At 69.3% G+C, this 11,335-nt stretch carries 13 protein-coding genes; 5 read left to right on the top strand and 8 right to left on the bottom strand.

What is annotated here, in order from left to right:
• Positions 1–4: 4 nt before the first annotated feature.
• From IG08_RS0136410 to IG08_RS0136425, 4 genes are all read right to left on the bottom strand, one after another.
• Positions 5–340, bottom strand: coding sequence for a non-heme iron oxygenase ferredoxin subunit (locus IG08_RS0136410; protein WP_030612922.1), 336 nt, complete (start codon positions 338–340; stop codon positions 5–7).
• Positions 340–1,521, bottom strand: a complete 1,182-nt coding sequence (gene sufD, locus IG08_RS0136415; protein ID WP_030612923.1) for a Fe-S cluster assembly protein SufD — start codon at positions 1,519–1,521, stop codon at positions 340–342. Before sufD ends, IG08_RS0136410 begins: the two co-directional genes overlap by 1 nt.
• 61 nt (positions 1,522–1,582) lie before the next feature.
• Entirely contained in the window at positions 1,583–3,007 is a 1,425-nt protein-coding gene (gene sufB / locus IG08_RS0136420) for a Fe-S cluster assembly protein SufB (protein WP_030612924.1), read from the bottom strand.
• Positions 3,004–3,747: a helix-turn-helix transcriptional regulator gene (locus IG08_RS0136425; protein ID WP_030612925.1), complete on the bottom strand. Its 744-nt coding sequence runs from the start codon at positions 3,745–3,747 to the stop codon at positions 3,004–3,006. Before IG08_RS0136425 ends, sufB begins: the two co-directional genes overlap by 4 nt.
• A 161-nt stretch (positions 3,748–3,908) precedes the next feature.
• On the opposite strand from IG08_RS0136425, the gene IG08_RS0136430 reads away from it, so the two are divergent.
• The 4 genes from IG08_RS0136430 to IG08_RS0136445 are packed head-to-tail and all read left to right on the top strand — an operon-like array spanning position 3,909 to position 7,509.
• The gene (locus IG08_RS0136430) at positions 3,909–4,721 is read left to right on the top strand and encodes an AAC(3) family N-acetyltransferase (protein WP_030612926.1); all 813 of its coding nucleotides are present in this window, start codon (positions 3,909–3,911) and stop codon (positions 4,719–4,721) included.
• 30 nt (positions 4,722–4,751) lie between these two features.
• Complete coding sequence (locus IG08_RS0136435; protein ID WP_030612927.1) at positions 4,752–5,675, top strand: ABC transporter ATP-binding protein; 924 nt, start codon at positions 4,752–4,754, stop codon at positions 5,673–5,675.
• Positions 5,672–6,439 (top strand): ABC transporter permease, encoded by a 768-nt coding sequence (locus IG08_RS0136440; protein ID WP_030612928.1) that lies wholly within the window; start codon positions 5,672–5,674, stop codon positions 6,437–6,439. The genes IG08_RS0136435 and IG08_RS0136440 overlap by 4 nt, the downstream gene beginning before the upstream one ends.
• Positions 6,440–6,486: 47 nt before the next feature.
• Positions 6,487–7,509, top strand: a complete 1,023-nt coding sequence (locus IG08_RS0136445) for a COX15/CtaA family protein (RefSeq protein ID WP_052425008.1) — start codon at positions 6,487–6,489, stop codon at positions 7,507–7,509.
• Here IG08_RS0136445 and IG08_RS0136450 read toward each other — a convergent pair.
• The 4 genes from IG08_RS0136450 to IG08_RS0136465 form a co-directional block, all read right to left on the bottom strand.
• Positions 7,464–8,204, bottom strand: coding sequence for a DUF4111 domain-containing protein (locus IG08_RS0136450; protein WP_030612930.1), 741 nt, complete (start codon positions 8,202–8,204; stop codon positions 7,464–7,466). The genes IG08_RS0136445 and IG08_RS0136450 overlap by 46 nt on opposite strands.
• A gap of 18 nt (positions 8,205–8,222) precedes the next feature.
• Positions 8,223–9,329 carry an amidohydrolase family protein gene (locus IG08_RS0136455; protein WP_030612935.1) on the bottom strand — a complete coding sequence of 369 codons (1,107 nt, stop codon included), beginning with the start codon at positions 9,327–9,329 and terminating at the stop codon, positions 8,223–8,225.
• 116 nt (positions 9,330–9,445) lie between these two features.
• Positions 9,446–9,778 carry a hypothetical protein gene (locus IG08_RS0136460; protein WP_030612938.1) on the bottom strand — a complete coding sequence of 111 codons (333 nt, stop codon included), beginning with the start codon at positions 9,776–9,778 and terminating at the stop codon, positions 9,446–9,448.
• An 84-nt stretch (positions 9,779–9,862) separates the two neighbouring features.
• Positions 9,863–10,816, bottom strand: coding sequence for a heme o synthase (locus IG08_RS0136465; protein ID WP_030612941.1), 954 nt, complete (start codon positions 10,814–10,816; stop codon positions 9,863–9,865).
• Positions 10,817–11,170: 354 nt separating this feature from the next.
• On the opposite strand from IG08_RS0136465, the gene IG08_RS57685 reads away from it, so the two are divergent.
• Positions 11,171–11,335, top strand: a 165-nt coding sequence (locus IG08_RS57685; protein WP_158812315.1) for a hypothetical protein, incomplete at its 3' end; no start/stop codon positions are given.

Below are 11,335 nucleotides of genomic sequence, written 5' to 3' on the forward strand. Positions count from 1 at the left end.
TTCCTCAGGACTCCTGGGTGAGGGAGACGAGCACGTCGTCCCCTTCGATCTTTACGGGGTATACGGGGACGGGGCGCGTCGCGGGAAGGCCGGACGGCTTGCCGGTGCGGAGGTCGAACGCGGAGCCGTGCAGCCAGCACTCGATCTGACAGTCCTCCACCTCGCCCTCGGAGAGGGAGACGTTCGCGTGCGAGCAGATGTCGTTGATCGCGAACACCTCGCCCTCGGTACGGACGACCGAGACCGGCGTGCCGTCGAGTTCCACCCGCTTCGGGGTGTCCTCCTCCAGCTCGCTCAGCCCACAGGCCCGAATGAAACGGGCGCGGTCGAAGGGGGCCATCAGACCGTGGCCTCCAGCTCCTCGTCGATCTTCACGAGAAGGCGCTCTTCGATGTCGTCCACGCCGATCTGCTGGACCAGCTCGGCGAAGAAGCCGCGGACCACCAGACGACGGGCCTCGTCGGCCGGAATGCCGCGGGCCATCAGGTAGAAGAGCTGCTCGTCGTCGAACCGGCCGGTGGCGGAGGCGTGACCGGCGCCGACGATCTCGCCGGTCTCGATCTCCAGGTTCGGCACGGAGTCGACGCGGGCACCGTCGGTCAGAACCAGGTTGCGGTTCATCTCGTACGTGTCCGTGCCCTCGGCCTTGGCCTCGATGAGGACGTCGCCGATCCACACGGCGTGGGCGCCCTCGCCCTGGAGCGCGCCCTTGTAGGCGACGTTCGACTTGCAGTGCGGGGTGTTGTGGTCGACCAGGAGGCGGTGCTCCTGGTGCTGACCGGCGTCCGTGAAGTACAGACCGAAGAGCTCGGCCTCGCCGCCGGTGCCGGCGTAGGCGACGCGCGGGTGCAGACGAACGAGGTCGCCGCCGAAGGTGACCACGAACGACTTGAAGGTGGCGTCCCGGCCGATCAGCGCGTTGTGCTGGCCCACGTGCACGGCCTTGTCGTCCCAGTCCTGGACGGAGACGACGGTCAGCTTGGCGCCGTCGCCCAGGATGTAGTCGACGTTGGCGGCGAGCACGGCGTCACCGGTGTGGTCGATGACGACGACGGCCTCGGCGAAGGCTCCCAGCTCCACGACCTGGTGGGCGTAGGCGATCCCGCCCTCGCCGTGCACGGCGATCCGGATCGGCTCGGTGAGCACCGTCTCCTTGGGGACGGTGATCACACCGGCCTTCTCGAACGCCGAGTAGGCCTGGGCGGCGATGCGGTCCACCGGGGTGCCCGCCTTGCCGAGGCGCGCGTCGTCACGGCCGACGGTCTCGACGATGACGCCCTCGGGGGCGTCCACGTCGACCTTCAGACCGCCGTCGGTGGCGATGGCGGTGCCGTCGTGCAGCCCGCGCAGGCGCTCCAGCGGGGTGAACCGCCACTCCTCCTCGCGGCCGTGCGGGACCGGGAAGTCCGCCACGTCGAAGGAGGGCGGCGCGCTCATGCGCGTGGCGACGGTCGACTCGGCGGCCACCGCGATCTGGCCGGCGGTGGTGGACCCCACCGGGATGTTCTGAGCCTCAGCCATGGCTGTCGGTCTGCTCTCTTCCTACGTCAGATTTCGCTAGCTGGTTTCAGGAGTGCGGGTCTTAACCGACCGCGCCTTCCATCTGCAGCTCGATCAGCCGGTTGAGCTCCAGCGCGTACTCCATCGGCAGCTCCTTCGCGATGGGCTCGACGAAGCCGCGCACGATCATCGCCATCGCCTCGAACTCGCTCAGACCGCGGCTCATCAGGTAGAAGAGCTGATCCTCGGAGACCTTGGAGACGGTCGCCTCGTGGCCCATGGACACGTCGTCCTCACGGACGTCCACGTAGGGGTACGTGTCGGAGCGGGAGATGGTGTCGACGAGCAGCGCGTCGCACAGCACGTTCGACTTGGAGCCGTGGGCGCCCTCGCCGATCTCGACGAGACCACGGTAGGACGTACGGCCGCCACCGCGCGCCACGGACTTCGACACGATGTTGGAGGAGGTGTTCGGCGCCATGTGGACCATCTTGGAGCCGGCGTCCTGGTGCTGCCCCTCGCCCGCGAAGGCGATGGAGAGGGTCTCGCCCTTGGCGTGCTCGCCCATCAGGTAGACGGCCGGGTACTTCATGGTGACCTTGGAGCCGATGTTGCCGTCGATCCACTCCATGGTCGCGCCCTCGTACGCCACGGCGCGCTTGGTGACCAGGTTGTAGACGTTGTTCGACCAGTTCTGGATGGTCGTGTAACGGCAGCGGGCGCCCTTCTTCACGATGATCTCGACCACCGCGGAGTGCAGGGAGTCCGACTTGTAGATCGGGGCCGTACAACCCTCGACGTAGTGGACGTAGGCGTCCTCGTCGACGATGATCAGCGTCCGCTCGAACTGGCCCATGTTCTCCGTGTTGATACGGAAGTAGGCCTGGAGCGGGATCTCGACCTGCACGCCCTTCGGCACGTAGATGAAGGAACCGCCGGACCACACCGCGGTGTTCAGCGACGCGAACTTGTTGTCGCCGACCGGGATGACGGTGCCGAAGTACTCCTTGAAGAGCTCCGGGTGCTCCTTCAGGGCCGTGTCGGTGTCCAGGAAGATGACGCCCTGCTCCTCCAGGTCCTCACGGATCTGGTGGTAGACGACCTCGGACTCGTACTGGGCCGCGACACCGGCGACGAGGCGCTGCTTCTCCGCCTCGGGGATGCCGAGCTTGTCGTACGTGTTCTTGATGTCCTCGGGCAGGTCCTCCCAGGACTCCGCCTGCTTCTCCGTGGAACGCACGAAGTACTTGATGTTGTCGAAGTCGATGCCCGACAGGTCGGAACCCCAGTTCGGCATGGGCTTCTTGTCGAACAGGCGCAGGCCCTTGAGACGGAGCTTGGTCATCCACTCCGGCTCGTTCTTCTTGGCGGAGATGTCCCGGACGACGTCCTCGTTGATACCGCGCTTGGCAGAGGCACCAGCCACGTCGGAGTCGGCCCAGCCGTATTCGTAGTTGCCCAGACCCTCGAGCTCGGGGTGGGCAGTCTCCTCGATGGGGAGCGTCATGCGGGGTTCCTCCCGGCGGTGCTGGCGGATGCGTTATGTGTGGTGTGGGAAATCTTTGGGATGAACGTCGTGCAGACGCCGTCACCGTGCGCGATGGTCGCCAGTCGCTGGACGTGCGTTCCGAGCAGCTGGGAGAAGATCTCGGTCTCCGCCTCGCAGAGCTGAGGGAACTTTTCCGCGACGTGGGCGACGGGGCAGTGGTGCTGGCACAGCTGCTCGCCGACCGGTGCGCTGCGCGCCGTAGCAGCGTACCCGTCCGCGCTCAGCGCCTTGGCCAGGGCTTCGGTGCGCTCCTCGGGGGCGGCGGCCTCGATCGCCTTGCGGTACTCGGTGGCCTGCTCGGCGATCCTCGCGCGGGCGAAGGCGACAACCGCCTCGTCCCCGCCGAACCGCTCCTGGATCCAGCGCAGGGCGTCCGCGGCGAGCTTGTCGTACGACTGGTCGAAGGCGTCGCGGCCGCAGTCGGTGAGCGCGAAGACCTTGGCGGGACGTCCGCGTGTCCGCGCGCCGTAGACCTTCTGCTCGCGCGCCTCCACGACATCGTCGGCGACGAGCGCGTCCAGATGACGTCGTACGGCCGCCTGGGTGAGGCCCAGCCTCCCGGCGAGCTCGGTGACGGTCGACGGCCCGTGGTCCAGGATGGATCGCGCGACGCGGTTGCGCGTGGAGCGCTCACCGGTCGCGTGCTCCTCCTGGAGGGTCCCCGTGGGGGTCTCCCGAGCCTCGCCGACGTTTTTCACAACGCCATTGTTGCGTAATTCCTCAGGACCGGGCAAGCCGTGCCCGGACCGAGGGACGGTGCGCTCCGTCACTTAGGTATACCTAATCTGACCTGCGGAAACGATCTTTGATCGATCAATTCGGTGGCGCGGCGAGGCCCCTTCCGGGACACTCCCGAACCATGCCCACACCCCCTCCGACCGGCCCACTTGTCACCCGGGACACAGTCGCCGCCCAGCTTCGCGAGGCAGGCGTACGAACCGGAGAAATCCTCCTCGTGCACTCCTCCCTCAGCGCCCTCGGCTGGGTCTGCGGAGGTGCCGTAACAATCGTCCAGGGAGTGCTCGACGCACTCGGTCCGGACGGCACCCTCGTCGTCCCCACCCAGACCGGTGACCTCTCCGACCCGGCCCTGTGGAGCAACCCACCGGTGCCCGAGCAGTGGTGGGAGACGATCCGGGCCACCATGCCGGCCTACGACCCGCTGGTCACGCCCTCGCGCGGGGTGGGCGTGATCCCGGAGACCGTACGGACCTGGCCGGGCGCCCTGCGCAGCGCGCACCCGCAGACGTCGTTCGCCGCCGTCGGCCCGCACGCCGCCGAGGTGACCGCCGGACACGCCCCCGACTGTCGGCTCGGCGAACACAGCCCGCTCGCCCGTCTTGAAGCGCTCCACGCGCGCGTGCTGCTGCTGGGCGCGGGCTACGACACGTGCACGAGCTTCCATCTCGCCGAATACCGCATACCGACCCCCCTCGTGAAGGTCGGCCGTCCCGGACCGGACGGCTGGGATGTGGTCACCGAGGTGTCGATCACCTCGGACCGCTTCGACGAGCTGGGCCACGACTTCGAGCGGGACCGTCCCGTCGTACGGGGAAAGGTGGGCGCCGCCGGCATACGGCTGTTCCCGGTGGCGGACGCCGTGGCCTACGCGGAGCGGTGGCTCGGCCTGCACCGGTCCCGGGAAGAGGAGATCCTGCACCCGCCCGTCTGAGACGCGGTTCGCGTACCTAGACTCTGGCCCATGCGAAGTGAGCCCGTGGTCCAGGTCCAGGCCCTGGTGAAGCGGTACGGCACGAAGACCGCGGTGGACGGCCTCGACCTGGTGGCCAAGGCGGGCGTCACCGCCGTACTCGGACCCAACGGCGCGGGCAAGACGACCACGGTCGAGACCTGCGAGGGGTACCGCAGGCCGGACTCCGGCACGGTGCACGTCCTGGGCCTGGACCCGGTACGGCAGTCCCGCGAACTGCACACCCGGATCGGCGTGATGCTGCAGTCCGGGGGCGTGTACTCGGGCGCGCGGGCCGACGAGATGCTGCGCCACGTCGCCAAGCTGCACGCGCACCCGCTGGACGTGGACACGCTGATCGAGCGGCTGGGGCTGGGCAGTTGCGGCCGTACGACGTACCGGCGACTGTCGGGCGGTCAGCAGCAGCGGCTGGCGCTCGCGATGGCCGTGGTGGGCCGCCCGGAGCTGGTGTTCCTGGACGAGCCGACCGCGGGCCTCGACCCGCAGGCCCGCCACGCCACCTGGGACCTGGTGCGCGACCTGCGCACGGACGGCGTCTCGGTCATCCTCACGACCCACTACATGGACGAGGCCGAGCAGCTCGCCGACGACGTCGCGATCATCGACGCGGGCCGGGTCATCGCCCAGGGCACCCCGGAGGAGCTGTGCCGCGGCGGCGCCGAGAACACGCTCCGCTTCACCGGCCGCCCCGGACTGGACGTCGGCTCTCTGCTCAAGGCGCTCCCGGCGGACTGCGCGGCCGCCGAGCTGACACCGGGTTCGTACCGGGTCGGCGGCAAGGTCGACCCGCAGCTGCTCGCGACGGTGGCGTCGTGGTGCGCGCAGCACGGGGTGATGCCGGAGAAGATCTCGGTCGAACGGCACACGCTCGAAGACGTGTTTTTGGAGCTGACCGGCAAGGAGCTGCGTTCATGACCACCGGCACCTATGCACCACGGCCGGGTGCGGCCCCCCTCCCCCGCATGATCGCGACGCAGGCGGCGCTCGAGACGAAGATGCTGCTGCGCAACGGCGAGCAGCTCCTGCTGACGGTCGTGATCCCGACCCTGCTGCTGGTGCTGTTCAGCTCCGTGGACATCGTCGACACGGGCGCCGGCAAGGCGGTCGACTTCCTGGCCCCCGGCATCCTCGCGCTGTCGGTCATGTCCACAGCATTCACAGGCCAGGCGATCGCCACGGGCTTCGAGCGCCGCTACGGCGTCCTGAAGCGCCTCGCCGCCTCGCCGCTCCCCCGCTGGGGCCTGATGACGGCGAAGACGGCGTCGGTGCTGGTCACGGAGATCCTGCAGGTGGCGCTGGTGACGGTGATCGCCTTCGCGCTCGGCTGGTCCCCGCACGGCAACCCCCTGTCCGTCCTGCTCCTCCTGGTCCTCGGCACGGCGGCCTTCTCGGGCCTCGGCCTCCTGATGGCGGGCACCTTGAAGGCGGAGGCGACGCTGGCCGCCGCCAACCTGGTCTTCCTGCTGCTGCTCGTCGGCGGCGGGGTCATCGTGCCGCTGGACAAGTTCCCGCCCGGCGCGCAGGACGTGCTGGGGCTGCTGCCGATCTCGGCGCTGTCGGACGGGCTGCGGGATGTACTGCAGCACGGGGCCGGGATGCCGTGGGGTGATCTGGGGATTCTGGCGGTGTGGGGGGTTGTGGGGCTGGCGGCGGCAGGGCGGTTCTTCCGCTGGGAGTAGGCGGCACGACGGACCCTCGTGAAAGCGTGCACAAGCGGCGGCCTACGATGGACCGCGTGCCGAACCTGACCCGTGCCGACGCCGTAGCTGCCGTGCGCAACCCCCTCGCCTTCATCGCCGCCCGCTGGACCCCCACCCCCCGAACGGTGCGGCGGGCAGCCCTGTCCGCGCTCGTGATGTCGGTGATCATCGTGGTCACCGGCGGTGCGGTGCGGCTCACCGGGTCCGGGCTCGGCTGCCCGACCTGGCCCAAGTGCACCGACGACTCGCTGACCGCCACCAGCGCGATGGGCTTCCACGGCTACATCGAGTTCGGCAACCGCATGCTGACGTACGTGCTGTGCGCCGCGGTCGGCTGGGCGATCATCGCCGCGCGCTCCGAGAAGCCGTACCGGCGTGGCCTGACGCGGCTGGGCTGGGCACAGTTCTGGATCGTGATGAGCAACGCGATCCTCGGCGGCATCGTGGTACTGGTCGGCCTCAACCCGTACACGGTCGCGGCGCACTTCGTGGCGACCTCGGCCCTGATCGCGGTCGCCACGGTGATGTGGCAGCGCACGCGTGAAGGTGACGGGGCGCCCCGCCCGCTGGTCGGCAAGCCGGTGCAGCAGCTGGTGTGGTTCCTGGTCGCGGCCACCGTCCTGCTCATCCTGGTCGGCACCGTCGTGACCGGCGCGGGTCCGCACGCGGGCGACTCCAGCGAGGTCGAGCGCATGCCGCTGGACTGGGAGAACGTCACCAAGCTGCACGCCGTGCTGGCCTGGATCGTGGTGTCGCTGACCTTCGCCCTGTGGTTCATCCTCAAGGCGGTCGACGCCCCCAAGGGCCCTCTGCACCGCACCCGCGACCTCTTCCTGATCCTGCTCGCCCAGGGCGTCATCGGCTACGTCCAGTACTTCACCGACCTCCCCGAACTCCTGGTCGGCCTGCACATGCTCGGCTCGGCCCTGGTGTGGATCGCGGTCCTGCGGGTGGTGCTGGCACTGCGGGAGCGGCCGGACGTGGTGGTGGCCGACCTGCCCGCTCAGTCGTACGACGCCACGAGCGCGTCGATCGCCGGGCCCAGGTAACTCCTGGTCAGCTCGCCCCGGCACACCGTCCACTCCGCACCGCGCGACACCGGCCGCCCGTACCGCCGTAGCCCGACGTCCTCGACCACCTCGACGGGCGCCCCGAGCTCCGGCAGCAGCTCCAGCGCCTCCCGCTTCGAGATGAGCCGCCCGTGCCGCAGGGTGGCGGTCGCGCGGGCGAAGGTCAGCAGGCCCAGGTCGACCCAGATGTCCTGCGTCCACAGGCGTGCCTTGTCCACCGCGGGCCGCCAGAAGTCCCGCTGATCGCCTACGACGAACTCGTCGAGCTCGCGGTCCTGCACAGCCGGAAGCAGGTCGGCCGGGGCCCGGCCGTGCAGCACGCGTCCGAAGGCGTGCAGCTCGCGCCGAGTGACGGGGGTGACCGTTCGGCGCATCACGTGGTCGTGCGCCCAGGTGAGGTGTCGTAGGTCCAGGTCGTCCAGCGTGTCGGGCGTGAGGTAGCTGCAATGCAGGTCGGCGGCGAGCGGCTCAGTACGCAGCCCGCGGTGCAGTACGACCAGGCGGCGCACGGTAGCCATCGTCACCGGTCCGTCCAGGACCGCGATCAGGTCCAGGTCGCTACGGCCCTGCTGGTAGTCGCCGCCGGCGAGCGATCCGTGCGCCCACACGGCGACAGGTGCGAGCGGGGCCAGTCCGATGAGGAAGCGGTCGAGCAAGCCGTCCGTTGCGGTCATCCGCCCAGTCTGTACAGCTCACTCCAGCCCGTACACCCGCCGCGCGTTCCCCGCCGCGATCAGCCCCGCCACCCGCTGCGCGTCCGCCAGCGACCAGGCGCCCTCGGCCACCCAGCCGCCCAGCACCCGCCCCAGCGCCTCGCGGAACAGCCGGGCCCCCACCACGTGCAGTTCGGGCAGTCGTTGGGCGCCGCTGGAGAAGAGGATCTTGCCGAAGGGGGCCAGTTCCAGGATCTCCGCGAGGACGGTCGCCGCGCGGGCGCCGGTGCGCACCAGGGCGGCGCCGGAGTCGGCGTAGACGTGCGGGAAGACGCCGGCGAGATGGGCGGCGTGGCGGTGGTAGGGGTAGCTGTGCAGCAGGACGAGGTCGGTGCCGAGGCCTGCCGTGGCCCGGACGAAGTCCGTCAGCAGCACCGGATCCGTGCGGTCGATGCGCAGGCCCGGTTCGCCGAGCCCGGCGTGCAGTTGGAGCGGCAGACCGGAGGCGACCGCGATCCACAGCAGGTGCCGTAGCAGCACGGGATCGGACAGTTCCCCGCCCACCCGGCGTCCCGCCAGCCAGCGGCCGACGGCGCCGCGCACCTCTCCCGGCCCGGGCGGCTCCGGCGCGAGCGCCAGTCCGTGCCGTACGCCCGCCACCGAGGTGAAGGCCACCGCGTTCGCGGCGGCCCCGTGCACCGACTCGGCGAGGTTGGCGAGGAAGGACTCGACGGTGCCGGAGGTGTCGGCGACCTGTTCGGCGAGGAGTTCCAGGCGCACGATCTCGCGGGCCTCGGCGTCCGCGGCGGAGGCCAGCTCGACCGGGCCGGTGAGGTCGCCGGGCAGCCCGGTGTCGACCAGATACGTCGTGATTCCGCTGCCCCGCAGCAGCCTGCGGCCCGACTCCAGTACGCCGAGTTCACGGCGCCGGGCGAGATAACGGGCGGGCGGACAGTGCGGCTCCAGGCCGAGCAGCGGGGGGCACCAGCGGCGTACCGCGAATCCCGTCTGGGTGTCGAAGAGCGTCGTGCCGGGCGCGGGCGGGCCCTCGGTCCGGGCCAACTGGGCCTCGAAAGTGCCGAGGCCCAGCTCCGTTCGCAGCACGCCGTGGCAGTACTGGTCCACGAGGGACGGCGTTTCGATCATCCGGACTCCCGTGGCTGGGCCTGCGCTCCTTACAGGTCCTAACGGGTGAACCGGGCACTAGGTGTTGCAGTCACACACCCCGTGCGAAAAGCCGACAGATCTCAGCCGTCGCTCGGTCAGTCGTTGCTAGGTCCACCTACCTGGATGCCTGCCATGCGCGTCCACTCGTACGGCCCGGTCTTCACCTTCGCGGCGAACTCGCCGTCGAACTCTTCGTGAACAGTGATGCCGGACTTCTCGACGGCCTTCTCGGCGATCTCGTACGAGGGGGCCACCAGGTCGCCCCAGCCGCCGTCCTCACCGACGAGCACGATGCGCGCGCCGCGCTCCCCGATGTAGGCCACCTGACCCTCGGCCCCGCCGTGCTCCTTGGAGAAGGCGCCGATCTGCTGGGCGAGCCGGGCCACCTTGCGCTCGGCCTTCGCGTCAACCTGCTGCGTGTCTGCCATGGCCAGGATGCTACCGACGGGTAGATCAAACGGCGACGGCCGGGGTGCGTGGTCTTGGCCACGCACCCCGGCCGCCCGGAGGAGCTAGCGCAGGAACGGGTCCACCGCGACTGCCAGGAAGAGGATCGACACATACGTGATCGACCAGTGGAACAGCCGCATCTCCTTGAGCTTCCCGCCGGTCACCTCGGCCTTGGCCCTGTTCTGCAGCCCGTGCGCCTCCCACAGCCAGAAGCCGCCGGCCAGCAGCGCCACGAGCGTGTAGAACCAGCCCGTGTAGCCGAGCGGGGTCAGCAGCAGCGACACCGCGACCATCACCCAGCTGTAGATCACGATCTGCTTGGCGACCACCTTGTTGGAGGCGACGACCGGCAGCATGGGCACGCCCACGCGCGCGTAGTCCTCTTTCACCTTCATGGACAGCGGCCAGTAGTGCGGCGGCGTCCAGAAGAACATGACGAGGAAGAGGATGACCGGCGCCCATGACAGGGAGTTCGTGACGGACGACCAGCCGATGAGCACCGGGAGACAGCCGGCGATGCCGCCCCAGACGATGTTCTGCGAGGTACGGCGCTTGAGGATCATCGTGTAGACGACGACGTAGAAGAGGAGCGCTCCGAGCGACAGCCAGGCCGACAGCCAGTTGACGGCGAGGCCGAACAACAGGGTGGAGACGACCCCCAGGGAGATACCGAAGACCAGGCACTCGCGCGGGCTGACCATGCCGGTGACGAGCGGACGCTGCGAGGTGCGGTCCATGAGCGCGTCGATGTCACGGTCGATGTACATGTTCAGCGCGTTGGCGCCGCCCGCGGAGAGGTAGCCGCCGAGGCAGGTCAGCAGCACGAGGGTCAGATCCGGGACACCCTGCTGCGCCAGGAACATCACCGGAACGGTGGTGATGAGCAGCAGCTCGATGATCCGGGGCTTGGTCAGCGCCACGAACGCCTTGACACGGGCCCCGAACGGCCGGTGACTCGAGCTCTTGCTCTCCCCCAGCACACCGGCTGGACGGGATTCGACGGCCGTCACGCACACCCCTACAGAGACATCCCAGCAGGCCTCCCCCGTGTGAAGTCCCGGTAAAGGCCCGCGCGTACCACGCCACTGTAGACGTTGCCCATACCCCGACATTCGCGGGGGTGGGGTCGTGTTGAGCCGCACCGCTGGAAGAGCTGAACGGCACTCGATTGAGCACTCGGACGAGCGGCTCCGTATTCAGATGCCGAACACGGAACGGCCCAGTCGGGAGGCGGATCCCGACGAGTCCCGGCAGTCTGGAATGACTCGAAAAAACGCACGTTCTTACGGGGGTAGGCTCGACAACGGCCGGGGCGTTCAGTGCACCGGCATTCGACATGCGTGACATGTGGAGAGGAGCCCTGACCCAGGGTGAGCACCAAGCCGACCACCACAGACCTCGAGTGGACCGAGTTGGACCAGCGGGCCGTGGACACCGCCCGTGTCCTGGCCGCCGATGCCGTACAGAAGGTCGGTAACGGCCATCCCGGTACGGCGATGAGCCTGGCGCCCGCCGCGTACACCCTCTTCCAGAAG

The organism is Streptomyces fulvoviolaceus (assembly GCF_000718165.1).
Lineage (GTDB): Bacteria > Actinomycetota > Actinomycetes > Streptomycetales > Streptomycetaceae > Streptomyces > Streptomyces fulvoviolaceus.

Excerpts from the sequence above, each read along its gene's own strand:
- IG08_RS0136410 (WP_030612922.1), bottom strand. The coding sequence starts at position 340 with ATGGCCCCCTTCGACCGCGCCCGTTTCATTCGGGCCTGTGGGCTGAGC.
- sufD (WP_030612923.1), bottom strand. The coding sequence starts at position 1,521 with ATGGCTGAGGCTCAGAACATCCCGGTGGGGTCCACCACCGCCGGCCAG.
- sufB (WP_030612924.1), bottom strand. The coding sequence starts at position 3,007 with ATGACGCTCCCCATCGAGGAGACTGCCCACCCCGAGCTCGAGGGTCTG.
- IG08_RS0136430 (WP_030612926.1), top strand. The coding sequence starts at position 3,909 with ATGCCCACACCCCCTCCGACCGGCCCACTTGTCACCCGGGACACAGTC.
- IG08_RS0136435 (WP_030612927.1), top strand. The coding sequence starts at position 4,752 with ATGCGAAGTGAGCCCGTGGTCCAGGTCCAGGCCCTGGTGAAGCGGTAC.
- IG08_RS0136440 (WP_030612928.1), top strand. The coding sequence starts at position 5,672 with ATGACCACCGGCACCTATGCACCACGGCCGGGTGCGGCCCCCCTCCCC.
- IG08_RS0136445 (WP_052425008.1), top strand. The coding sequence starts at position 6,487 with ATGGACCGCGTGCCGAACCTGACCCGTGCCGACGCCGTAGCTGCCGTG.
- IG08_RS0136450 (WP_030612930.1), bottom strand. The coding sequence starts at position 8,204 with ATGACCGCAACGGACGGCTTGCTCGACCGCTTCCTCATCGGACTGGCC.
- IG08_RS0136455 (WP_030612935.1), bottom strand. The coding sequence starts at position 9,329 with ATGATCGAAACGCCGTCCCTCGTGGACCAGTACTGCCACGGCGTGCTG.
- IG08_RS0136460 (WP_030612938.1), bottom strand. The coding sequence starts at position 9,778 with ATGGCAGACACGCAGCAGGTTGACGCGAAGGCCGAGCGCAAGGTGGCC.